At 64.1% G+C, this 22,573-nt stretch carries 20 protein-coding genes; 4 read left to right on the top strand and 16 right to left on the bottom strand.

The window, feature by feature from the left end:
- Window position 1 precedes the first annotated feature (1 nt).
- From KYE46_RS09300 to KYE46_RS09320, 5 genes are all read right to left on the bottom strand, one after another.
- A complete protein-coding gene (locus KYE46_RS09300) occupies window positions 2–952 on the bottom strand; it encodes an asparaginase (RefSeq protein ID WP_219000348.1) in 951 nt (316 codons plus the stop codon).
- A gap of 57 nt (window positions 953–1,009) precedes the next feature.
- Complete coding sequence (locus KYE46_RS09305) at window positions 1,010–1,981, bottom strand: PAS domain-containing protein (protein WP_219000349.1); 972 nt, start codon at window positions 1,979–1,981, stop codon at window positions 1,010–1,012.
- A gap of 312 nt (window positions 1,982–2,293) precedes the next feature.
- A complete protein-coding gene (locus KYE46_RS09310) occupies window positions 2,294–3,181 on the bottom strand; it encodes a Rid family hydrolase (RefSeq protein WP_219000350.1) in 888 nt (295 codons plus the stop codon).
- 1 nt (window position 3,182) lies between these two features.
- On the bottom strand, window positions 3,183–4,760 hold the full coding sequence (locus tag KYE46_RS09315) for a flavin monoamine oxidase family protein (RefSeq protein WP_219000351.1): 1,578 nt from the start codon (window positions 4,758–4,760) through the stop codon (window positions 3,183–3,185).
- 293 nt (window positions 4,761–5,053) lie between these two features.
- Window positions 5,054–6,673, bottom strand: a complete 1,620-nt coding sequence (locus KYE46_RS09320; RefSeq protein ID WP_219000352.1) for a thiamine pyrophosphate-binding protein — start codon at window positions 6,671–6,673, stop codon at window positions 5,054–5,056.
- A gap of 136 nt (window positions 6,674–6,809) precedes the next feature.
- Here KYE46_RS09320 and KYE46_RS09325 point away from each other — a divergent pair, with 136 nt between their 5' ends.
- Together KYE46_RS09325 and KYE46_RS09330 are read left to right on the top strand one after the other, a co-directional pair.
- On the top strand, window positions 6,810–7,271 hold the full coding sequence (locus KYE46_RS09325) for an Lrp/AsnC family transcriptional regulator (protein ID WP_219000353.1): 462 nt from the start codon (window positions 6,810–6,812) through the stop codon (window positions 7,269–7,271).
- Between the two features lie 113 nt (window positions 7,272–7,384).
- Window positions 7,385–8,149 (top strand): SDR family NAD(P)-dependent oxidoreductase, encoded by a 765-nt coding sequence (locus KYE46_RS09330; protein WP_219000354.1) that lies wholly within the window; start codon window positions 7,385–7,387, stop codon window positions 8,147–8,149.
- Here KYE46_RS09330 and KYE46_RS09335 read toward each other — a convergent pair.
- From KYE46_RS09335 to KYE46_RS09360, 6 genes are all read right to left on the bottom strand, one after another.
- Window positions 8,127–10,916, bottom strand: coding sequence for an AMP-binding protein (locus KYE46_RS09335; protein ID WP_219000355.1), 2,790 nt, complete (start codon window positions 10,914–10,916; stop codon window positions 8,127–8,129). The two genes, KYE46_RS09330 and KYE46_RS09335, sit on opposite strands and share 23 nt — an antisense overlap.
- A 134-nt stretch (window positions 10,917–11,050) precedes the next feature.
- Window positions 11,051–11,650 (bottom strand): TetR/AcrR family transcriptional regulator, encoded by a 600-nt coding sequence (locus KYE46_RS09340; protein ID WP_219000356.1) that lies wholly within the window; start codon window positions 11,648–11,650, stop codon window positions 11,051–11,053.
- Window positions 11,650–12,294 carry a DsbA family oxidoreductase gene (locus KYE46_RS09345; protein WP_219005079.1) on the bottom strand — a complete coding sequence of 215 codons (645 nt, stop codon included), beginning with the start codon at window positions 12,292–12,294 and terminating at the stop codon, window positions 11,650–11,652. The genes KYE46_RS09340 and KYE46_RS09345 overlap by 1 nt, the downstream gene beginning before the upstream one ends.
- Before the next feature lie 137 nt (window positions 12,295–12,431).
- Window positions 12,432–13,001 carry a carboxymuconolactone decarboxylase family protein gene (locus KYE46_RS09350; RefSeq protein ID WP_219000357.1) on the bottom strand — a complete coding sequence of 190 codons (570 nt, stop codon included), beginning with the start codon at window positions 12,999–13,001 and terminating at the stop codon, window positions 12,432–12,434.
- Between the two features lie 115 nt (window positions 13,002–13,116).
- Window positions 13,117–14,145, bottom strand: coding sequence for an L-threonine 3-dehydrogenase (gene tdh / locus KYE46_RS09355; RefSeq protein ID WP_219000358.1), 1,029 nt, complete (start codon window positions 14,143–14,145; stop codon window positions 13,117–13,119).
- Between the two features lie 8 nt (window positions 14,146–14,153).
- Entirely contained in the window at window positions 14,154–15,356 is a 1,203-nt protein-coding gene (locus KYE46_RS09360; protein WP_219000359.1) for a glycine C-acetyltransferase, read from the bottom strand.
- A gap of 200 nt (window positions 15,357–15,556) precedes the next feature.
- On the opposite strand from KYE46_RS09360, the gene KYE46_RS09365 reads away from it, so the two are divergent.
- A complete protein-coding gene (locus KYE46_RS09365; RefSeq protein ID WP_219000360.1) occupies window positions 15,557–16,504 on the top strand; it encodes a YihY/virulence factor BrkB family protein in 948 nt (315 codons plus the stop codon).
- A gap of 114 nt (window positions 16,505–16,618) precedes the next feature.
- On the opposite strand, the gene KYE46_RS09370 is transcribed toward KYE46_RS09365, so the two are convergent.
- Entirely contained in the window at window positions 16,619–17,185 is a 567-nt protein-coding gene (locus tag KYE46_RS09370) for a helix-turn-helix domain-containing protein (protein WP_219000361.1), read from the bottom strand.
- Window positions 17,186–17,696: 511 nt separating this feature from the next.
- Between KYE46_RS09370 and KYE46_RS09375 the strand changes: the two genes are divergently transcribed.
- A complete protein-coding gene (locus KYE46_RS09375) occupies window positions 17,697–18,314 on the top strand; it encodes a helix-turn-helix transcriptional regulator (protein WP_219000362.1) in 618 nt (205 codons plus the stop codon).
- A gap of 85 nt (window positions 18,315–18,399) precedes the next feature.
- Here KYE46_RS09375 and KYE46_RS09380 read toward each other — a convergent pair whose 3' ends face one another.
- From KYE46_RS09380 to KYE46_RS09395, 4 genes are read right to left on the bottom strand one after another with little or no spacing between them, the layout of a single operon-like run.
- Window positions 18,400–20,184, bottom strand: a complete 1,785-nt coding sequence (locus tag KYE46_RS09380; RefSeq protein WP_219000363.1) for a pilus assembly protein TadG-related protein — start codon at window positions 20,182–20,184, stop codon at window positions 18,400–18,402.
- Window positions 20,174–20,602, bottom strand: coding sequence for a TadE/TadG family type IV pilus assembly protein (locus KYE46_RS09385; RefSeq protein WP_219000364.1), 429 nt, complete (start codon window positions 20,600–20,602; stop codon window positions 20,174–20,176). Before KYE46_RS09385 ends, KYE46_RS09380 begins: the two co-directional genes overlap by 11 nt.
- An 11-nt stretch (window positions 20,603–20,613) precedes the next feature.
- Window positions 20,614–21,582: a type II secretion system F family protein gene (locus KYE46_RS09390; RefSeq protein WP_219000365.1), complete on the bottom strand. Its 969-nt coding sequence runs from the start codon at window positions 21,580–21,582 to the stop codon at window positions 20,614–20,616.
- A 30-nt stretch (window positions 21,583–21,612) separates the two neighbouring features.
- Entirely contained in the window at window positions 21,613–22,572 is a 960-nt protein-coding gene (locus KYE46_RS09395) for a type II secretion system F family protein (RefSeq protein ID WP_219000366.1), read from the bottom strand.
- Window position 22,573: the final 1 nt, after the last annotated feature.

Consider the following 22,573-nt stretch of genomic DNA (forward strand, 5'->3'; position numbering starts at 1 on the left):
CTCACGAACTGCGCTCTCCCACGAGGTTTTGGCCGAGGAAGGCGCATTGCGCCGCGTAATCGCTGTGCAGTGACAAGGCGAAGTGCATCTTCACCAGCGCCATCTCGGGCGTCGTGTCGCGGCCGTCGATCACGCCGGTTTCACGCATCGCCTGACCCGCGGCATAGGTGCCCAACTTCATGCCGCCCTCGGGGCATTGACTGACCGCGATGACCGGCACGCCCCGGTCGCGCGCCTTGGCAAGGGCCGCGCAGATCTCGGGCGTGTCTGGCGCGGTGCCAGAGCCGTAGCAGCGCAGGACCAAGCCGTCACAATGGCTGACGATATAGGCCAGAACGTCCCAACACGCGCCCGGCGTGACGGTAAAAACACCGACCTTCTGCGCCGAGAGGGTGTTCAGGCCGGGCGCGTCAGCTTGCAGGATCGGGGGCAGGGGGCTTTCGTCCGCCTCGAAGGCGTCAAACGCGCTGGAATGGGATTTCCGCACCCGTCCACCATGGAGAAGCTTGCCCGCGAATTGCACCCAGACACCCGCCGGGCCTTGCTCTGCGATCTGCAGGGCATCGCGGAGGTTTCGTTCGCCATCGCTGCCGGGCTCGGTCAGGGGCAGCATCGCGCCGGTGACGACGACCGGTCGCGCAAGCCCCGGCAAGGCGAGGCACAGGGCCGCGGCGGTATGGGCGAGCGTGTCCGTGCCGTGGGTCACGACCACGGCGTCGAATTCCTCACCCTCCTCCACGATGCAGGCGGCGATCCGCATCCAGTCAGCCGGCGTGGCTTGCGCACTGTCGATGCCGGGCTCCAGCGTCCGGATGGTGATGTCTGTGGGGACCTCTCCTGCCGTGATCAGCCGGGCGAGTGCGTCTTCCACGACGCCCGCGCCGGGGGCGAAGCCGGCATCGGTCTTCACCATGCCGATCGTGCCGCCGGTGTGGATCAGGAGAAGTCGCAAGGCATATCCTCAAGTGTTGCGCGCGACAGGCCGTCCCTACGGGCCAGCCTTCTGCCGCTACTTGGGTAACATCAGATCGACGACCAACCCCTCGGGGTCCCAGTCGAAACTCAGCTTGCCCGACGAGGTCGTGATCAGCGTCTCGACGATGCCCAAGCCGCTTTTGCGCGTGGGCTTGACCACGGTCGGACCGAACCGCTCGCGCCATTTCAGGTGCAGGTGCTCATCGTCCGTCTCGGCCCATTCCAGCTCGACCACGCCGCCGACCGCCCCAAGGCTGCCGTGCTTGACCGCGTTGGTGGCAAGCTCGTGCAACAGCAGGGTGAGGGTTGTCACCGTGTCGTGGGGCAGCTCGAGATCGGGGCCCTTGAACTTGAACTGCTGCTCGCCCAAGGGCGCATAGGCCAGCAAGAGCGCATGGGCGAGATCCCTGATCTTGAGGAACTTCGGCTGTTCATCGGTCAGCGTGTCCAGATGCGCTTGGCCAAGGGCCACCAGACGGTTGGCGATCTTCTCGCCGTAGGCCTTGATGTCGGTCTCGGAGCGGCCCGATATCTTGATCACCACGTGCATGACATTCACGATGTTGCGCAGGCGGTGCACCAGCTCGGACGTGCGCAGCGCCGCCTCGCGCCGCTCGCGTTCGCGGGCTTCGGTCACATCGAGTTGCGAGCCGAAGAAGTATATCAATTTGCCGTCGTCATCGAAGACGGGCCCAAGCTGCAGAGCGTTGATGAATTTCTCGCCATTCTTGCGGTAGTTGACCAGCTCGACCATCGTGACTTCGTGCGAGGCCAACGCGTCTCGGATCTCCTGCACGCTCTCGGGCGTGGTTTCCGGACCCTGCAGGAACCGACAATTGCGGCCGAGGATGTCGTCCACCGAATAGCCGGTCAGGTTGCAGAAGGCCTCGTTCGCAAACACGATCGGCATGTCCGGCAGGCTCGGGTCCGAGATGCACAGGGGCAGGCGGCTATGGCGGATGGCATGCTCGAAGACGTTGTTGCGACGCATGGTGAGCGCGCTCAAATCTTCGAGTTCTTGTAGCTTCAGGGACATAGGCCAACCAATTTTACGTTTCGACTCGAAGTGATTTGCCCACGCGGTGGATGCCCACGTCGATACGACTGCCGTCGAGTATGAGTTCAGCGTTTGTAAAGGCTACGCACGCCTTGGACCACCAGAAACTACGAAACTGCTTTGCGAAGCAAAGTTAATTCGCCGATAGCTTCGGTTTGACCCGGAGAAATCGACTTATTGGAGGAAAACGGCCGCCAAGAACGAACGGGCGCCCCGGGATGATCCCGAGGCGCCCGCGTTAACTGTCATGCGGTGATCAGGTCAGGGGCGCACGGCCACGACCTCGATTTCCACCAACCATGAGGGGTTGGCCAGACCGGCGACCTCGAACACGGAGCGTGTCGGCAGGTTGGGCTGATCGTCGGTGCCGAAGTACTGCACGTAGCCTTCCATGAAACCGCTGAAGTCCATGCCGTCAGCCCCCTCGGGCGCCACCAGATAAACCTGCATCGAGATCACGTCGCCCATCGTGAGATCCAGCGAGGCCAGACGCTCCTCGATCGCCGAAAGCGTGCTCACGGTTTGTGCCGTGGTGTCACCGTAGCGCTCGGGCGCGCCCTGCTCGGCGGTGTCGTCGACCACCTGAGGAACGGTCCCGCTGACGAAGACCATCGTGGCATCGGCAGGCACTTCGACCGCCAAGGCGATGGGGAAATCCGATCCGGGGATCGGGTGACGCGTCACACCAGCCGTGCCTTCGGCCGCGGCTTCCCGCACCTCGTGCTCGGCCAGCTCTTCCTCGGGCGCCACGGGCCGCGTGTCCGCCACCATTTCGACGGTCGCATCCGGCTCGTAATCATTACCGAGGTTGGTCTGCAGATAGGTCATCAGGTTGACGATCTGCTCGTTGTCGAGGTGTTGCCCAAGCGCCGGCATGGCGCCCTGGCCGTTGATCACCAGGTAGGTCGCGTAAGACGAGAACTCCAGGTTCGGGTTGTTGGCCAGCGCGGGATAAACGCCCGCGCCTTCCGCGCCCTCGCCATTGGGCATGTGACACCCGGCGCAGAACGTCTGGTAGATCTGCTCGCCGTCCGTGGTGACGTAACCGCCGGCATTGAAGGCCTCGGTTGCCGGGGTGGAGGTTTGGGCATGGGCGCCGAACGCCGTCATCGCGCCGATGGAGAGTGCTGTCAGGAACTTGGTTTTCATATCATTCACCATTCATCACGACTTCATGGAGACGCGAAACCGCGTCCAGCGAGGACAGGATCGCCCCTTCCATCCAGGCGGACAGGTAGGACAGATGCTCGCCCGCGCAGACCACGCGGTTGTCGATCTGGATGGCGGTCTCGTAGTCCCGCTCCCGGTCTTGCCATATGCCCGAGCAGCCGAGCACCCACGGCACCTTGTGCCATGTCACGGCAACGCCGGTCTTGAACTCCTCGCGGTACTGCGGGTGGATCTTCTCGCCCATCTGCAGCGCCATCTCGATGCGCTCTTCCGGTTGCATCGCGTTGAACTGGAAGGTGTTCGGCCCGCGCCATGTATAGGCGCCAAGCAGCACGGCAGGGCCGTCCGACAGGTAGCCCGTCGAGGGATAGCTGATCTGGGTAATCGCCTGATCGGTATAGGTAATACCGCCGTAGATATCCTCGTCCTGCTCCCAGAAGCGCCGGTTGAATTCCAGCCCGACCTTGGTCGCGCCGTTGTAGGGCATCTCGCTGATGATCTGCGACAGCCCGCCCGAGAGGTTGTGATCGATCTGGCCGAGGATCGAGAAGGGGATCGTGCAGACGCAGTAATCAGCGGTGCTGGTATTGGTGCCGCCGTTGACCTTGTCTTCCCATTGCACCGTGACGCCGTTTTCGTCCTGCTGGAGCGAGACGACCTTGGCATTGTAGGTGATCAGGTCGCCCACCTCGCGCTCGAAGCCGCGCGCGATGCCGTCCATGCCGCCGACCGGCTGGAACATGGGCGAATGGTGGTTCATCGTCTCGTGGGTCGCGAGGTAGGTCCAGAGCCGCGACTGGATGACCTCGGAGGGGTCGAGCAGTTCCGACGGGATCGGGGCCGCGCCTTCACCGCCACCGGGCTGCTTCTCGTAGCCGCGATACCGGCTGGTCGACAGGCTTTCGACATATTCATGCTCATCGTTGAGCACGCCAAAGCGCCGGAGACTGTCGAGCAACAGCTCCTTGTCCTCTTCGGTCACCATGTCGTCGAGCCGGTCCTGGTCGACCGCCTTGGCCAGCAGTTCAGAGATGTGTCCGCGGTAATCGGTCAACACCTCTTTCATCCGCATCGGACGGCCGCCATAGGCGTCGGAGCGGTGGACGTAGGCGTTGTAGTTGGTCTGGATGAAGGGCTCCAACTCGACGCCAAGACGACGGCAGTAATCCATCACGGCGTAATGGTTGTGCGGAATGCGCCACGGGCCGGGGTTGATGTAGTTGCCTTCGGCGAAGTCCACGGTCTGGGTGGCGCCGCCAAGCTCGGTGTAGGTATCGCCCGAGCGCAGGGTCCAGCAGCGGCCGCCGGCTTTCTCGCGGAATTCCAGCACTTCAACCTGATAGCCTGCGGCCCGCATTTCCAAGGCCGCGGTCATGCCCGCAAGGCCCGCGCCGAGGATCAGAACCTTGGTGCCGTTGGGGTTGCCCTCCAACTGGATCGGCCCAGAATAATCCGACGGCATGGCGTGTCCCATCGCCGTCATCGCGTAATACATTGCGCTGCTCCCCGCAGCGGTGCCGATCATCGTAAGAAGACTTCGGCGCGTCATCCCTGTCATGGTGAATCTCCCGTTTCCATTTTTGGCGGGGGTGCCCTCCCGATGCGTGCCATCGTAAGCCCTGCCAATCCGACAACTTCAGACACCGAGCCGCGACGCTGAAAACAGCGCCTGCGCGACCCGCGCGTCAGCGGCAAAGATTGTCGTGTGTCTACAGTTAACCAGAGTAAATTTTTGGTTTCAAAGCAGTAGAATCCCGTCGGCGAAACTTTGCCTATGGTTTCGGTCGTAGCGTCAGAACGCGCTGTGGCAAGGGAGATCGCGCCGGTTTTTGGCCTTCCGGCCCATGCGCCTCAGATACGCATCGGCGGCACGTCCATCGGGTCGAGGCGCAGGTCGATCAGGAAAGGCCCCTTGCGATCACGCAGCGCGGTCAGCGCCGTTTCCAGCTCTGCGTCCGAGCGCACTTCCACCCCGTCGCCGCCAAGCGACTTCGCGATCTGCGCGAAAGACGGCCAGTGGAACTGCGTCAGGCTCGGGTCCATCTGCCGGTCCACGAACTGGATATGCTCCGCCCCATAGGCGCTGTCGTTGGCGATGATCACGATCAGGTCGAGCCCAAGCCGCACGGCGGTGTTGAACTCGTTGATCCCGCCCATCATGAAGCCGCCGTCGCCGCTGAACAGCACCACGGGGCGATCCGGCGCCGCGAGGCCCGCGCCGATGGCCTCCTGCAGCCCGAGACCGATGGCACCGAAATTGACCGTGCTCACGAAACTGCGCGGGTCGGGCGCCGAGACGCGGCACCAGACCTCGGTCATGAACCGCCCGCCGTCGGTGACCAGCACCCGGTCCTTTGGCAGAGCCTCCTCCAGCCGCTCCAACGCGTGCACGTAATTCACGAAGCCTTCCTCGGCGCGCGCCGTGCCCGCCGGATGCGCGGTCAATGTCTCGGTATCGAGCTCCCGCGTGAAGCCGCTCGCGGGTATTTCCGCCTCGTCGAGCCAATAGGTAATCGTCTCGGCTGCCAGACCGGCATCGGCGATCAGCGCCGCATCGGGGTGCATCCCGCCGCCGATCGCCGTGGGGTCCGCATCGATCTGCACCACGCGCTTGTCCTTCATCAGCTTGCCGCGATCGGTGGTGAAATCGTGCAACCCGGTGCCGAAGCAGACGATGCAGTCGGACTGCGCGATCAGGTCATAGGCGGCAGGGGTCGAAAGGGTGCCGAAAATATCGATGTTGTAGGGATGGTCGTTGAACAGACTCTTGGCCTGCAAGGTCGTCGCCAAAGGTGCTTCCAGCCGGTCGGCCAGTTTCACCAATTGCGCCCGCGCCGCCACTGCGCCGCCCCCCGCGAGGATCAGGGGCCGCCGCGCCGAGGCGATCATCCCGATGGCGTTGTCGAGCACCTCGCCCTCGGCCACGCCGCCCGGTGTCGTGAACACGTCGAGCACCTGCATCTCGTAGGCCGCGGTCTCCCACATGAATTCGACGGGCATATTCAACACAATGGGTCGCCGCTCCACCTGCGCGCGGTAGAAGGCCCGCGCCACGTCCTTGCCGACCGTGGCGGGAGAGCGGAGCTGGACAAACCCTGCGCCCGTGGTCTGAACCAGCTCACGCTGATCGATGCCCTGCAGATGCCGGGGATTGTCGACGGGCGTATCACCCGCCAGAAGGACCAGAGGCACATGGGCGCGCGCCGCCTCGGTCAGCGCCGTGATGCAGTTGGTCAGCGCCGGACCGTGGGTCACCGTCGCCACGCCCACCCGGCTCGACACACGCGCATAGGCCGCCGCCATCAGAACCGCGCTGCCTTCGAACGCGGCCGGCACGAAGCGCCCGCCGAAATCGCGGACGAAGCTGTCGACCATGAAGAGGTTGGCGTCACCCATCAGTCCGAACATCGTCTCGACGCCATGATCCTTGACGCCGTGGGCGATGGATTTGAACACATGGGGCTGGCTCATCTGGGGACCTCTTGTTGTCTGGCACGCTTTACCTGACATGATATCACCGAAATCGAGGCAAATCCTTTCCTTCAGGCGACGGTTGCAGCTATTCTCCGCAAGATTTTGCCTGCTCTAGCCCAGATTGAGACACGATATGCTCGACACATTCGAAAAACTGATCCTGAGGGTGCTTCAACGCAACGGCCGCGCCAGCACGCAGGAGCTTTCCGATGCCGTCGGCCTCTCTCCCTCGCCCTGTTGGCGGCGTGTGAAGCGGTTGGAGGAGGAGGGTTTCATCACCCGCTACGCCGCCATTCTCGACGGCAAGAAGCTGGGCCTGAACGCGCTGGCCCATGTGCAGGTCTCGCTGCTCGATCATACCGAGGCGTCGATCAAGACCTTCCACGCCTTCGTGGACCAAAGCGATCAGGTGCTTGAATGCGCCTCGATCACGGGCGACTTCGATTTCATCCTGAAGGTCGCGGCCAATGACCCCGAGGCGCTGGAGCAATTCATCATGCAAAAGCTCCGCCGACTGGGTGTCGTGCGCACCACGACGACGATCTTCATCCTCCGCCAGATCAAGGTCTCGGGCGCGCTGCCGGTGGAGGTCTGAGGGCTCTGAAGCGGCCCGTGTCCGCCTTGTCTGCCGCGCTGAAAACGGCCGGTTTTACATCCCCCCGACCGTCAGACATAAAGCGCGGGCACACTTCAAGTAACGGGCCTCAGATGACGAAAGTAGCGATTATTGCCGGCGGATTGTCGGGCATGGGATTGGCCAGCGCCAAGCGGCTTCTGGCGGACGGCGTCACCGTTTGCATCGGCGCGCGTCGCGGCGCAGACGCGGCCGTGGTGGCCGAACTGCACGAGAAGCTCGGCACCCCGGTTTTCGTCGACAAGCTCGACGTCCGCGATACCGCCAGCGTCGAGGCTTTCGTCGCCCGCGTGGCCGAGAAATACGGCCGCGTCGATATCCTGCTCAACACCGCCGGCGTCTACGAGGAGGCCCCCGTGATCGGCCATCCGGACGAGATGTGGGACGCCCATATCGACACCAACCTGACCGGCTCTTTCAAGATGATCCGCGCCGTGATGCCGCTGATGAAGGCGCAGGGATGGGGGCGGATCATCAACCTCGCCTCCACGGCCGCTCACGAAGGGCTGGAGAACAACGTCGCCTATTGCACCTCCAAGGCCGGCCTTCTGGGGCTTGGCCGCTGCGTCAGTCTCGAAGGCGCGGCCCATGGCATCACCTGCGTCTCGATCAGCCCGACGTGGGTCGAGACCGAGATGCTGAAATCCTTCGTCGATGCCGAGACCGCCGAAACCGGCCTGCCGCGTGCCGAGGTTCAGGCCAAATACGAGGCGTCCAATCCGCAGAACAAGCTGGTGCAACCCGAGGAGATCGCGGACCTCGTGGCCTTCCTGACCAGCGATGCGGCCCGCGCTATCACCATGGAAGACATCAAGGTTAACGCGGCAACGAACTGGTAAACCGCGCGGCGGCGAGGGCAGGGGCGTCGGAGATGGCGGATAGCGGCTCTCCACTCATCGCCTGCCACGCCGCATCTGCGCCAGCGTGTTCGAAGCGGGAATCGGCGTGCAACACGGTGGGGTCCGCCGCGATCAGGTTGCGCTCTGCCGGGCTCAGGGGCGCGGCTTCCAGCCATTCATCTTGCGGCAGGGCATCGTATCCTTTCGGCAGATCGCTCAAGCGCAACCATGTGTCCGGCGCGAAGTTGTAGTAATGCACGCCCTCGCGCGACGGCAGTCCTGTCAGAAACCGCGCCACGGCGTTTGCGTCGACCATTCGGAACATCAATCCTTCGGGCACCGCGCCGCAGCGCTGGCAGGCTGCCATGATGATTTCGTAGATGTCCTTCGCATTCGGCTCGGCCAGATCATAGAGCGAGGGCAGCCGCACGATTGCGGCGGCGATGCCGGCATCGGCAATCTGGGCCTCGGCGTCGATCTTCGCGGCGCCGTAGCCAGAGCACCCGTCGAAAAGCACCGCCGGCGCCTCGGCAAAGGGTCCGCCGGTGTCGGGAAAGACCGCAGAGGAGGACGTGAAGCGCAGCTCTGCGCCCGCGTCCTGACACAGCCTTATGACGTTGGAAATACCTGCCTGCGACCAAGCCTCGCTATGGCTGCGGTCCACGGCGAGGTTCACCATCGCCGCGCAATGGATCACGCGGGTCACGCAATCGGTCAACGCGCCGTAGCTCTCTGCGTCGAGCCCGAATTGCGCATCCTCGATCGAGGCCGAAATCAGCACCAGCCTGTCGGGATCGACCCCCTGCGCCTCGGCCACGCGCTGCATCCGATCTGTCGGGGCGTTTCGCTTCTCGCGGATCACGCAATAGACGACGTGATCCTCCGGCAAATCCCGCGCGGCGGCGGCAAGCAGGCGGCTGCCCAGAAAGCCCGTGGCCCCGGTCAACAACACGCCCTTGCGGGTGAAATCCGCGCGCGTCACACCGGTTTGCGCCGTGTCTGACAGCAGTTCGTGCAAGCGCCCGAGCGCGACGTTCAATGCGAAGTCGAAGTCCACCGGCCGGGCGTAGATCTCCTCCAGCGCCAACAAATACGTCACCGCCATCAGGGAGTCGCCACCCTGCGCGTGGAACGACAGCGCCGCATCCAGCTCCCCCACGGCGCATCCCATGACCCGCGCCGCTTCCACCACGGTCGGGACCGCCGAGACGTCGCTCTGCTCTGCCTCCTGTGGCGTGATGTCGGGCAGGCGCTTGTAATCTGTCTTGCCCGAGACCGCATTGATCGGCATCTCGTCGAGCCGCACCAGATAGGCCGGCACGCAATAGGCCGGCAGCACGGCGCGCATGGCCTTGGAGAGCGCTGCGGGCATCCGCATCTGGCCCGTGTCCAGACCCCAATCGGCCCGGTTCTGCGCCTGCTGCGCCGCGTCGCTGGTGTAGTAGAGGACAAGCACCTTGCCCTGACCCTCCACCTCTTTGATCCAAGGCACCGCCTGTCCGAAGCCGATGTAGCCGCGCAGGGACTCGGTCAATTCGCGGGTCTGGATGCTGTGGCCGCGCAGCTTCAGCATATGCGCGATGCGCCCAATCACGTAGACCGCGCCATCCGCGCCGACATAGCCCTGATCGCCGGTGTCATAGAGCCGCCGCTCGCGGCCCTCCAGCGTCAGGTTGCGAAACCGCAGGGCTGTCTCCTCTGGCCGGTTCACATAGCCCGGGCCCAACATCTCCGTCCCCTCGAAATGCAGCAATCCGGGCTGGCCGGGGCCGCAGACCGCGTCCGCATCGTCCAGCACCACGGCGCGCAGATGCGGCATCGGCACACCGACCGAGACCGCCCCGTCCACCGCGCCGCGCGCCGTCACGTCGGTGATCGAGATGTCATGGGTCTCGCAGATACTGTAGAGGTTCCAGAGGCTTACGCCCGGCAACTTCTCGGCCACCGCTGCGATCAGATCATCGTTCACAACCTCACCGTTGAGGATGATCCGTTGCAGGGCCACCCCCGGTATCGGCCCCGCGGGCAGGGCGCGCAGGGCTTTCTCCAACGCCGAGGGGGTGAAGAGCATCTCGGTCACGCCAGTCCGCTGCCAGAAGCGAACCAGATCGGCGGGGTTCATGAGTTCGTTGAACCGCGCGAAGGTCACCCGCGCGCCGCGGCGAAGGGGGCGGAACATCTCCCAGATGGCGAAGATATAGGCGCCGACGCGATCCTCCGGCCCATAGGGCGTGTAGGCATCGCGCCACTCGTAGGACAGAAACGCCGAGCGCTGCGTGACGGGGATGCACTTCGGCTTGCCAGTCGTCCCCGAGGTGGCGACGATGTAGATCGCCGCGTCATCGGCCACGTCTGGCGCTTCGATCGGGGTGGCATCGTCGGGCAAATCGGCGGCCAGTGCGCTGACCTCTACCGGCGTGATGCCCTCCGGCAATTGCCCCTCCGCTGGCGGCTCCGCCACGAAAACCGTGGCAATCGCCAGTTCCTCAAGGATATTGCGCAACACCTCCCGCGGCATCGCCGGGTCGAGGTGCACGAAGGGCCGCCCCGATATCACGCAGGCCGCCGCGGCCGCCCCGAAGAGCGTTGAGGGCTTGCCGAACACCGCCACGGGGGCATCGGTTGGCATATGCGGCTGAAGCCGGACCGTAAGCGCCGCCAATTGGCCATAGGTCAGGCTGAGCGCATGGTCCGTCAGGGCGAGCCGGGGCGCGTGTTCGTGCAAGGCCTGCGTCAGTTGTGCGGGGACGTTCGAGCGTGCGGACAATGGGGAGCACCTTCCGGGCGGGGCAATTGCGACGCTATTGCCAGCAGTTACGACACGGTGGCTTTCTTCGACCCATCGCAGAGGAAGTTCAAGGCGCAATTGGCCCGGGTAGTCCAACCGGCGGCCGACGCACCTCAGGCAGGGGAGGAAAGCTGCATCACTTCGTGCGCCATATCGTCGGCCAGCATCGCGACCTGATCAGGCTCGGTGCCGCGCAGAAGCTCCACCCGGAGGGCCGAGATATTGGCCTGATACCGCCGCGCCAGCCGCTTTGGGTCCGCCTCGGCCGGCAGGTCGCCGCGGGCCTGTGCGGCCTCGAATACCCGCGCGAACGCGGCGCACATCTCGTCCAAATGGCGTTGGGAGGCCTCGGCAATCTGCGGATCGGTGGCCGAGGTGTCGATGATGGTTTTCATCAACATGCAGGCCTTGCGCGAGGCGCCGTCACCCGCCAGCGCGGCGTAGCTCCGGAACTGCGCGGCCAACCCTGCGAGCGGCGTGTCGGCCTTTTCCACCTGCGCTTCAAACGCGGCGCGAGACATCTCGAAATAGCGCTCCATCGCCAACAGGTAGAGCGCTTCCTTGCTGTCGAAGGCGGCGTATATGCTGCCCGGCTTCATCGCCAGCGCGGCCTCCAGATCCTTGAGGGAGGTCGCGTGGTAGCCCTTGCGCCAGAACACGTCCATCGCCGCGTCCAGCGCAGCCTCCCGGTCGTAATTCGCGGCGCGGGGCATCAGGCGCGCATCTCGGCCAGTTGCTTGAGGATGCTGCGGTAATTGTCGACCCCCTGCGCCCCGGTCACGAGGTGCTTGCGGTCGAACACCATGGCAGGAACGCCGGTGATGCCCTGCTGCTGCCAGAACTGCTCCTCGCGGCGTACCTCTTCGGCGTAGCGCTGATCTTCTAGCACCGCCTCGGCCTCGGCCCGGTCCAGACCGATCCCGGCCGCCACATCGGCCAGCACGGCATTGTCCGAGAGGTTGCGCTGCTCGGTGAAATGAGCCGTGAAAAGCGCCTGTTTCAGATCATGCATCCGGCCTTGGGTGTTGGCCCAATGCAGCAACTGATGGGTGTTGAACGTGTTGTGCATCCGCGAATTCTCGTCCCAGGCGAAATCGAAGCCGAGGCTTTCGCCCAGTTCCTTCATCTGCCGGCGCGACTGCTCGGATTGCTCGGCGGTGGAGCCATATTTCTCCATGATGTGCTCGCGGGTGTTCTGCCCCTCGGGCGGCATCTGCGGGTTCAACTCGAAGGGATGCCACTGGATTTCATGGGGGGTGCCCGTCTCCTCCAGCGCCGCGGCAAGCTGACGGTATCCGATGATGCACCAAGGGCACATGACGTCGGAGATGATGTCGATTTTCAACGGGTCGGACATGGTATTTCCTTTCGGACGGGCGTTCACGGGCGTCATGTGGTCGGCGATACGGATCGGGCAGGCCATGCCGTCACGGCCTGCCTCTCTGGCTGACATATGGGGGTCCTGCGGCAAGCACCACCCCCCGGCTGTCCTGTTCACTCCGCGGCGACGGCGGATTTCTTCTCCCAGGCAAACTTCTGGAACACCTGGTCGACCGGCGTGCCGGCAAAGTGGTTAACGTAGTTCGACATCAGCTTCTGCGCCGCCCCGAGGATGATCTCGAGGATATTCACTTCCGTGTAGCCCGCGTCGAGGAAGGCCTGCGTTTCGGCCTCGGACACGAAGCCGCGGTCCCGGATCACCGCCAGCGTGAAGCTGCGCAACGCCTCGAGCTTGGCCGTGGGCAGGGGCGTCTCGTCGCGCAGCGCCTCGGTGATGGCATCATCCACCTTCATCATCTTCGCGATCCCGGTATGGGCGGGCACGCAGTAGTGGCAGTTGTTCTCGACGTTGATCGTCTGCCAGACGACGGTCTTTTCCTCGTCGGTCAGGGTCGTGGCCATGAATTGCTGATGGGCGAAATTGTAGGCCGCCAGCAGCGGCGGGGCCGCCGCCATCGTGCCGTGCAGACCGGGGATGCGGCCGTTGTTCTTGTAGGAGGTCTCGAGCAACGGTTTGGCCGCTTCGGGAGCGTCTTCGACGGTGTGGATGGGGAATTCAGCCATGGTCTGTCCTTTCAGAGGGCGCGTCGTTGCACCGGATGAAGGGGACCTAAGGGTGTTTGAGTGATTGCTCAAGAACGTAATTGAGCAATCACTCAAATGTGAGGGTGTGGGCCGTTCAGCTTCGCCAGTCCAGCACCACCTTGCCGGAGTTGCCAGACAGCATGGCGTCGAAACCCTGCTCGAAGTCATCGACCGCAAAGCGGTGGGTGATCACCTTCCCGATGTCGAGGTCATCCTCGAGCATGGCGATCATCTTGTACCAGGTCTCGAAAATCTCGCGCCCGTAGACGCCCTTGATGGTCAGCGCCTTGAAGACGATGCGGCTCCAGTCCACCTGCGCCTTGCCCGGCGGGATACCGAGCATGGCGATGCGCCCGCCCATCACCATTGCCTCCACCATCTGATCGAAGGCCGCCGCATTGCCCGACATCTCGAGGCCCACGTCGAAGCCCTGCTTCATGCCGAGCCCGTCGATGACGCCCTTCAGGTCCTGCTCCGCGACGTTCACCGCCACGACTTCGGTAACGGCCGAGGCAAGGTCCAGTCGCGCCTGGTTCACATCCGTGATCACTACGTGCCGCGCGCCCACGTGCTGCGCCACGGCGGCGGCCATGATGCCGATCGGCCCCGCGCCGGTAATCAGCACATCCTCACCGATCAGATCGAAGCTCAGCGCCGTGTGCACCGCGTTGCCAAGCGGATCGAGGATCGCGCCGATCTCGTCGGGGATCGCGTCGGGCAGGGGGACCACGTTGAAGGCGGGCAGGGCGAGGTATTCCGCGAAGGCGCCGTCGACGTTGACGCCGATCCCCTTGGTGGCCGGGTCGAGGTGAAACTTGCCCGACCGGCTCTGCCGCGAATGCTTGCTGATCAGGTGCCCCTCGCCCGAGCAGCGCTGGCCCACCTGCAGATCATCGACATTGCGGCCGAGCTCCACGATCTCTCCGGCAAACTCATGGCCGGTGATGAGCCCCACAGGCACGGTTTTCGAGGACCACTCGTCCCAGTTCCAGATGTGAACGTCGGTGCCGCAGATGCCGGTCTTGTTGACGCGGATCAGCACCTCGTCCGCGCCGATCTTGGGGATCGGGCGCGTCTCCATCCACAGGCCTTTCTCGGCGCGGGCCTTTACCAGACACTTCATTTCGCCCTTCATCGTATCACTCCCATTTCACGTCCCGCTGTCGCGAAAGCCTCCAGCGCGCGGTCCAGGTCGTCCCGGCTCAACGCCGCGTTCATTTGCGTGCGGATGCGCGCCTGTCCCTTGGGCACGACCGGAAAGAAAAACCCCGCCACGTAGACCCCGAGTTCGAACAACCGCGACGCCATCTGCTGGCTCAACTGCGCGTCACCCAACATCACCGGGATGATCGGATGCTCCCCCTCCAGCAGCTCGAAGCCCAGATTCTGCAGCCCGGACCGCCAATAGGCCGCGTTCTCGAACAGCGTTTTGCGCAGGTCATCGCCTTCAGTGACCAGCCGCAGCGCCTCGATCCCGGCGGCGACCACGGCGGGCGGCAGGGAGTTTGAGAACAGGTAGGGCCGCGCGCGCTGGCGCAGCAGGTCGATCACCGGCTGCGGCCCGGCGATATAGCCACCGATCGCCCCGCCGAGCGCCTTGCCGAGGGTGCCGGTCAGGATGTCCACATCCACCCCGTGATGGGCGGGCGTGCCTTCGCCTTTCGGCCCCATGAAGCCCGTGGCATGGCAATCGTCCACCATCACCAGAGCGTCGTATTTCTGGGCCAATTCAGTGATTTCCGGCAGTTTCGCCAGGTAGCCGTCCATCGAGAAGACGCCGTCCGTCGCGATCATCACGAAACGCGCGCCGCCGTCTCGCGCCTCCTTCAGCTTGGCTTCCAGATCCGCCATGTCGGAATTCGCGTAACGATAGCGCTGCGCCTTGCAGAGGCGAATGCCGTCGATGATCGAGGCATGGTTCAGACTGTCGGAGATGATCGCGTCGTCCGGGCCCAGAAGCGGCTCGAACAGGCCGCCGTTGGCGTCGAAACAGGCGGCGAAGAGGATCGAATCGTCCTTGCCAAGGAATGCGGCAAGCTTGCGCTCCAACTCCCGGTGCAGGTCCTGCGTGCCACAAATGAACCTGACCGAAGCCATGCCGTAGCCATGGGCATCCATCGCGTCCTTGGCTGCCGCGATCAGGCGCGGATGATCCGCCAACCCGAGGTAATTGTTGGCGCAAAGGTTGATCACCTCGCGTTCTGACCCTCTCGCCGGGTCCACTGTGATGCGCCCCGCTTGAGGGGAGGTGATCAGCCGCTCGCGCTTATAGAGGCCATAGGCCTCGATGCCTTCGAGCGTAGACGCGATGTGGTCGAGGAATTGCGTGGACATGTAAGACCCTCCGATTGGGGAGGCTGCCGAGCCTCCGATTTAACGGAGGTCTATCCGTCACTCCGTCATGCGTCAATATATGGGAATACCGCCGTTAAGTTGGATGGGGCCGTCAGTACGCGAGAAAATCCAACGTCGCGAGGAACTTAACCAGACGCTGCCGAGTTGGCCTTTTTTACGTTAATTCGACAGGACTTACGATGGCGCGTGGCCGCACTGCTGACAAACCCACCGAAATTCCGGCCAAGGGCTGGAAAGACATTGCCTTCCGACTCAAGGATGAGATCTCCGAAGACCATATCAGCCTGATCGCAGCGGGCGTGGCCTTCTACGGCCTGTTGGCCTTGTTTCCCGCCATTACGGCTCTGATCGCGATCAGCGGCCTGCTGGTCGAGCCCAATACGGTCATCGAGCAGTTGAGCGGCCTGCGCGGTGTCGTGCCTGAAGAGGTCATCACCATCGTCACCGATCAGGCCACCGCTGTTGCCGGTTCGCGAGAGGGCGGCCTTGGCCTCGCCGCGATCTTCGGCCTGTTGCTCGCGCTGTATTCGGCCTCAAAAGGCATGGCGAGCCTGATGGAGGGCATCAATGTCGCCTATGACGAAGAAGAAGAGCGCGGTTTCATCCGCCTCAAGCTGGTGACCTTCGGCCTGACGCTTTTCCTGATGTTCGGCCTGGTTGTGGCACTTCTGATGATGCTCGGTCTGCCCGCCGCGCTGGCGGTTTTCAACTTCGGTGACGTGGCCGAAGTGCTCACGTCCCTCGTCTCATTCGCAGTTCTACTGGTGCTGACCATGATCGGCCTCGCGGTGCTCTATCGCTATGGCCCGTCACGCGACGAACCCGAATGGAACTGGGCCTCCGCCGGCGCGGTCATCGGCTGCATCCTTTGGCTGATCGCCTCGGCGGGTTTCGCCTTTTACGTCAGCAATTTCGGCTCCTACAACGAGAGCTTCGGCACCCTCGCCGGTGTGATCGTGCTGCTCATGTGGTTCTGGATCTCCGCCTTCATCATCCTGTTGGGCGCTGAGTTGAACGCGGAGATGGAAGCCCAAACCCGCAAGGATACCACCGAGGGGCAAGACCTGCCCATGGGGCAGCGCGATGCGGAAAAGGCGGATAACCTGGGCGAAGCGGCCGGTAAGTGAGGCTGCTCGGGTGTAGATCTGCGCTACCGACCGTGGCGAGAAACTGCGGCCGATTGTCCGAACCCTCGTCTCGTGTCGTGTCCGCGATCGCCGAACGCACCGAGGTGCACGGCGTCAGGCGTTCTTGACGATCAACAGCGCCCGCGCCGCAGCCTCGGCGCGGATGGCATGTTCGACGTCGGCCGCGTAGCGCACTGTATCTCCGGTTTGAACCGAGGCTCGCGCCTCGTCGGACACCACGAGGAGAGCGCCCTCCAGAACCGTCAGATGCTCGACACATCCAGCCTTGTGCGGCGCGCTTTCCAGCGCCGCGCCGGCGTCGAAGCGGATATCGTAGACCTCGGTCGCGCCAACATCTTCAGGGGCGCTCAGGATCCGGATCTCGCAGCCAGCCTCCCGATTGCGGATGACCGGCGTGTTGTCGGCGTGGACGACCTCGCGGATCGGTGTGCGGGGCTCTGCCTCGTCATCGAGCAATGAGGCGAAGTCCACTGCCAAGGCGCGCGTCAGGTTCCACAGGCTCGCGACCGTGGGGCTGCTTTCGCCTCGTTCGATCTGGCTCAGCATGGAGCGGGAGACACCCGAGAGCTTCGCCAGTGCATCGAGGCTCAATCCCTTGGCGGCACGTTCTTCCTTCAGGCGCGAGGCCAGTCGCGCCGTGATTTCTGCCCTGTCCGTCATGCCGAAGCCGCCTCCTGTGGTGCGGCGTCCAATATATCGGACAGGTGCGGCCTGTCCACGGACGTGCTTCATTTACATGCTGGCTGATTTCCCTTCGCTATTCGCCAAAACGGTCACGTCACTGGGTCTGTTCCTGCAGAGGGAATCGGCGACGTAGTGGGCTCATGCTAGCGGCCTGCCGTTGCGTAATCGTTAAATCGCCATGAAATTTGTGGACGCGATCAGGTCTCGATCGGTCACACTGACGCGCAAGTACCCGAGGCGCCGCGACCTGTCTTTGCGCGCAAGACCATGCATCTCAAGTCGCCTTGCGTCATTGGCACTTCAGCCCGCTTTATCGGCCCGTAACCTCCCCCAACATCGCACCGATCCAAGCACTGGAACCGCAGCGACAACCCGCACGTGCGCCGCCAATCCCCCTCAAACCAGCCTTCTCCTCTACGCAAGCGCCACCAAATTTCGCCACATTCCGAGCCTAGCTTCGATCGGAACGGGTATAAGGAAGTTAAGAATGACAAAAGTGATCGTCACGTTGGCTATCGGAGTTGGGCTGGTGGGGGCACTCAAAACCGGTCTGGCACTGGAGTTCCTGGTGCCTCAGGCGCAACAAAGCCCCACATTGATCGTCGGTCTCTTCATTTCGCTATGCGGCGTGACAGCCAGCGTCGCGGCCGGAACACTCTATTGTTTTCGCGCGCATTTCGAAGATCAAAGCCCGGTCCGTCCGGAGCCTGTCACGGCACATGGCATCACAAAAGAAGCGGTCATCCAGCGCCACGCGCGTCAATGGGGTCTGTCCCAGGCCGAGAGCGACGTGGCTCTTTTCGTGGCCAAGGGTTTTTCCAACGCCGAGGTTGCCGACATGCGTGGTTGCGCCATTGCGACGGTGAAATCTCAGCTTGGCAGCATTTACCAGAAATCCGGTCTTGAGACGCGTTATCAGTTGATGGCTTTCGTCACCGACGAGGTCTGCACCCTCGCTCAGACGACCGACACGCCGATGGCGGATGTGTCGAACGTCACCGAGCTTCCCGTCGAGAAGAAGCGCCGCCGGTCCGCCGTGGATCGCGCCGCGGATGCCTCCTCGGCCATTGATTCGCCCTTGCCGCGCGCCGCCGCTCAGGCCTAACGCCTCATTCGCAAACGTCGTAATACCCGTTGAGGCCAGCACGGACCCCTGTGCTGGCTTTCGCATGTCGGGTGAGAAGGCGTGTTCACTGGACAAGTTGCACCCGCTCGCAATGGTAGCCGGTCAGGGTCAGCTCGCCCTCGCCAAGGCTGAGGCCGGCGGCGTCCAGCGCGCCGTCCAGCGCCGCGTCGAGAGGTGTCGCAAGGGTCGTCAGGAGGCGGTCGGGAAGCAAGGCCAGCAGTGTGTTGACCAGACCGCTGAGCGCCGAGGTCACGAGCCCCTGGTCCGCGGGGTTGACCCGGATGTCGACCGTGCCCGGTGACAGGAGGGTGCTGATCGCGGTGCCCAGAAGATTGCCGGTGCCGAACCGGCGGGTCACGTTGCCTGTCTCCCAATCTTGGGACGTGTAGGCGACTTCCTCCACCCGCGATTCTCCGACGGAGGCGCTGGAGCGGATCTGGATCGTGAGATCGACGCTCGTCAGCAGCAGGCTCAATGACACGTCGAGGAAATCCGCGTAGTCGAGATCCGCCTCGTCGAGGGCGCTGCCTGTGGTCAGGGCGCTCGTGTCGAACTCGCCAAGGTGCAGCGTCGCGAGGGATACGCCGTCGGTGGGCGACAGGGGGCGGTGCGAGGTGGAGAACCGCGCGATGCTATCGGAGGGCGCGGAGACGGCGCAATTCAGCTCGGTCAGCGTGGCGGTCGCGCCTGCCAATTCCAGATAAAGCGGGATCTCGAGGCGCGTCGCGGTCACGCCGACGCCGAGATTGCCGAGGATGCTGGGCGATATCTCGACATCCGTGGTCACGCGCGCGGCGGCGCTGTGCAGGGTCGTGCCTTCCTCTCCGATGGCCACCCAACCGGACTCCGCCGGGCGCTCCTGCAGGTCGAGACTGGCATCAATCGAGAGCAGCGCGGGGTTCGAGGCACTGACGCTCAAATCGGAGGTCGAGGTGCTGTCGGCGGCGTCGGCTGCGGCAAGCAACACGTCGAGCGCAGTGACTTCGGTTTCCGACAGGAATTCGGTCAGCGTAAGGCCAAGCTCGCGGTCGTCGGCGGCGAAAATGTCGCTGATCTCGACCTGAATGGAAGCGGGCAGGGTGGTGAACTGCGCCAGTTGCGCCGACAGGCCGGAGGGCAGGACGTCGATCATCGACCGCACCAGATCCGACAGGCTGGGGCGCAGGGTCAGGACGTCCGCGGGATTGAGCGGGTCATAGGCCAGCCGGGAGGCCAGCGTCTCCATGAGCTCGGTCGTGTCGATCCGAGCGCTGGCGAGCACGTTTTGATCCGCGAGCGAGAGCGAGATGGCCGCGTTCAACTGTTGTGACAGCAGCGCCGAGAGGGCGGCCGGATCCATCGACAGGAAGCGGGAGCCGAGGGTGAAGCTCGCCGCCCCGGTCCGCGCGGCGGTGGCGGTGGTCCAAAGCGGTACGCTATCGTCTTCGCTGATCAGCTGGCCGAAGGTAAGCGGCGCTTCCGAGCGCAAGCGCAGGGCCACGGCGTTGACGCCCGGTGCGCCCTGCTCCAGCGGCTGAAACCGCGCCTCTCGCGCGATGGCGGGGTTGCGCAGGTAGCGGCCGAACTGAACCTCCTCAACGGCCGCGGGGTCCAACCCGTTGCCATCGAGCATCTCGGCAATCCGGGCGTCGGCGTCGTCCAGATCGGCGGCGGTGCCAAGGGCGGTGAGGTCGTTGTAGGTCTGTAGCTGCGCGCGGTCGCGGTAGATCACGGCAATGTCGGTGCCGAAGGCTACGAAGATCAGCAACACGGTCAGCAAGAGCGCGACAAGCACGGCGGCCGCGCCCTCTTCCGAGCGGCCATAGGCGCGCATCAGCCGGGCGATGGTGGGGGAGGGGTTAATAGGCAAGATAGGCGCTCCCCTCCAGATGGGTCATCTCGATGCCGAGGATGCCGCTCGCCAGATCGACGATCGACCCGTCGATGGCATAGCGGACGTCCACCCGGATGTTGGCGGACGGAGATGAGGCCACGGCGACGGTGGGTGCGATGGAGGACTGGACCAGCAGCGGGTAATTGGCGGAGGCATTGTCGAGATAGGCCTGTGCCAGCTCGCGCCTCTCATCCGTCGTGATGCCTGCGACACTGGCGCGTGCCGAGGAGCCGGCCAATTGCTGCACCGAATGGCTGAGCGCCATGGCATAGCCGATCACGACGATCCCGAAGAGCAGACCGAAAAGCAGCGGCGCGAGCAGCACGAATTCAATCGCGACGGCACCGTTTTCACGGCGGGTGAAGTGCCGGAGGGGGGTGATCAGCTTGGTCATCATGCCTCCACTCAGCCCGCGCCGAAGATGTTGTCGATGATGCTGATGGCGGCGGGGCCGATCAGCACGACGAAGACGGCGGGCATGATGCAGAAGATCAGCGGCACGGTCATGATGACGGGCAGGCGGGCGGCCTTTTCCTCGACCCGCAACAGCCGATCGCTGCGCATCTCGGCCATCAGGGTCTTCATCGCCTTGGAAAACGGCGTGCCGTAGCGGTCTGATTGATCAAGGGTCTGGGTAAAGACGCCGATCTCGGGCAGGGGGACGCGGTCCGACAGGCTCTCATAGGCGCTGCGACGGTCGTTGGTCATGCGCATTTCGGCAACCATCTGAAGCACTTCCGCGGATAGCTCAGGATGTGCGACGGCGATTTCTCGCGCCACCCGTTGCAGGGCGGGCTGTGGGCCGAGGCCGGCTTCGCTGGTGATGACCAGAAGCTCCAGCAAGTCCGGCACCCCGGCACGTATGCGGTTGAGGCGGTTCTTGCGCATCGTGTCGAGCGCGATGTCGACACCTTTGGAGATCGCCAGCGCCGCGGCGACCTTGGTGGCGAGGGGGATCATCAACGCCTCGTGCGGCGCGCGTGTGAGCATCACCCAGGCGATGCCGATGGCGGCCGTCGCGAGGGGCAGGAGCGTCTTGGCGAAGGCGTAGATCATCAACGCGTCGCGGTCCTTGAACCCGGCGGAGCGCAGATCGGCCGCGGACTTTGAGGCTTCGCCGCCCAGAAGCACGGACAGGCGCTCTCCCATCCGGGCGATGATCGTCAAAAGCGCGGACCGCGCGCGGGTCAGAAGCGGCGCGTCAGGCTCGCCTGTCAGGGCGTCGCGGCCCTTCGCGCGACCGGCGGCACACATCAAACGCGCCTCGGTCACCGATTTCGTCCGGGCATCGGCAATCAGCGCCGCGCAGGCCAGAAGACCGAGGCTCAGGCCACCGAACGCCAGCCAGAAAATGCTGCTGTCGCCGTTCAGCATCCTGCGCCCTCCGCGCTATGGTGCTCGCGATCAAACATCGAGCCGCCCCATGCGGATCATCATCAGGACGCCGATGATGATGCCGACCAATCCGGCAACCAGCAGCTTCACCCCGCGAGGGTCAAAGAACAGCGGCGAGAGGTAATCGGCGTTGAGGACGAAGATGACCCCGGTGATGCCGAAGGGCAGGGAGGCGAGGATCACGGCAGAGGCGCGGGCTTCCGAGGACAGCGCGCGGGCCTTCTGCTTCAGGCGCCGCCGGTCGCGCAGCTGCTGCGCGAGGTTCTCGATGGTGTCGACAAGATTGCCGCCGGTCTCGGTCTGCAAGGAGGTCGCGACCCCGAAGAAATTTGCCTCGGGCGTCGGCATCCGGTGGGCGAGGTCGGTGAAGGTGTCGGCCAAACCCGTGCCGAGGGTCAATTGACCGTGACAGATCGCGAACTCGGAGCGCAGCGGCTCGGGCGCGTTCTCGACCACGATGGCGAGGGAATCCGCAACGGGACGCCCGGCCTTCAGGCCACGCGCGAAGACGTCCAGCGCTTCGGGGAGCAACAGGGTGAAGGCAGCGATGCGGCGCGCGTAGGACAGCCTGAGGATCAGGACGAGCACGATGGCAGGAATGATCGCGGCCAGAAGCGCTGCGAGAAACGGGGGCTGGCGCAGGCCGAGCGTGAGGCCGGCGAAAAGGATCAGCACCGCGATCCCCACCTGCGCGAGGCATTCGGTGACGGACAGGCGCAGGCCAGCCCGGCGCAGGGCCGCCTCGAGTTGCCCCAGAAGCCGCGCAACACCAGTGGCATTCGCAGCGGAAGAGGCACTGGATTTCCGGCGCGAGGGGGCGCTGGTATGGGCAATCTGGCGGGCGGGCAGGGCACGCTCGATCCGCTCCAGATGCGCACGACGACGGCGGTCGAGCGCGATCAACGCGCCCAGAACCATCGCTGCCAGCATGACGCCGCCGAGGATCAGAAAGAGAATATCAAGCCCCATG

Origin of the sequence: Gymnodinialimonas ceratoperidinii (assembly GCF_019297855.1) — a bacterium.
Taxonomy (GTDB): domain Bacteria; phylum Pseudomonadota; class Alphaproteobacteria; order Rhodobacterales; family Rhodobacteraceae; genus Gymnodinialimonas; species Gymnodinialimonas ceratoperidinii.

Excerpts from the sequence above, each read along its gene's own strand:
- KYE46_RS09340 (WP_219000356.1), bottom strand. The coding sequence starts at position 11,650 with ATGCCCCGCGCCGCGAATTACGACCGGGAGGCTGCGCTGGACGCGGCG.
- tdh (WP_219000358.1), bottom strand. The coding sequence starts at position 14,145 with ATGAAGTGTCTGGTAAAGGCCCGCGCCGAGAAAGGCCTGTGGATGGAG.
- KYE46_RS09370 (WP_219000361.1), bottom strand. The coding sequence starts at position 17,185 with ATGACGGACAGGGCAGAAATCACGGCGCGACTGGCCTCGCGCCTGAAG.
- KYE46_RS09345 (WP_219005079.1), bottom strand. The coding sequence starts at position 12,294 with ATGTCCGACCCGTTGAAAATCGACATCATCTCCGACGTCATGTGCCCT.
- KYE46_RS09315 (WP_219000351.1), bottom strand. The coding sequence starts at position 4,760 with ATGACAGGGATGACGCGCCGAAGTCTTCTTACGATGATCGGCACCGCT.
- KYE46_RS09360 (WP_219000359.1), bottom strand. The coding sequence starts at position 15,356 with ATGTCCACGCAATTCCTCGACCACATCGCGTCTACGCTCGAAGGCATC.
- KYE46_RS09365 (WP_219000360.1), top strand. The coding sequence starts at position 15,557 with ATGGCGCGTGGCCGCACTGCTGACAAACCCACCGAAATTCCGGCCAAG.
- KYE46_RS09375 (WP_219000362.1), top strand. The coding sequence starts at position 17,697 with ATGACAAAAGTGATCGTCACGTTGGCTATCGGAGTTGGGCTGGTGGGG.
- KYE46_RS09325 (WP_219000353.1), top strand. The coding sequence starts at position 6,810 with ATGCTCGACACATTCGAAAAACTGATCCTGAGGGTGCTTCAACGCAAC.
- KYE46_RS09330 (WP_219000354.1), top strand. The coding sequence starts at position 7,385 with ATGACGAAAGTAGCGATTATTGCCGGCGGATTGTCGGGCATGGGATTG.
- KYE46_RS09320 (WP_219000352.1), bottom strand. The coding sequence starts at position 6,673 with ATGAGCCAGCCCCATGTGTTCAAATCCATCGCCCACGGCGTCAAGGAT.
- KYE46_RS09350 (WP_219000357.1), bottom strand. The coding sequence starts at position 13,001 with ATGGCTGAATTCCCCATCCACACCGTCGAAGACGCTCCCGAAGCGGCC.
- KYE46_RS09310 (WP_219000350.1), bottom strand. The coding sequence starts at position 3,181 with ATGAAAACCAAGTTCCTGACAGCACTCTCCATCGGCGCGATGACGGCG.
- KYE46_RS09395 (WP_219000366.1), bottom strand. The coding sequence starts at position 22,572 with ATGGGGCTTGATATTCTCTTTCTGATCCTCGGCGGCGTCATGCTGGCA.
- KYE46_RS09390 (WP_219000365.1), bottom strand. The coding sequence starts at position 21,582 with ATGCTGAACGGCGACAGCAGCATTTTCTGGCTGGCGTTCGGTGGCCTG.
- KYE46_RS09385 (WP_219000364.1), bottom strand. The coding sequence starts at position 20,602 with ATGACCAAGCTGATCACCCCCCTCCGGCACTTCACCCGCCGTGAAAAC.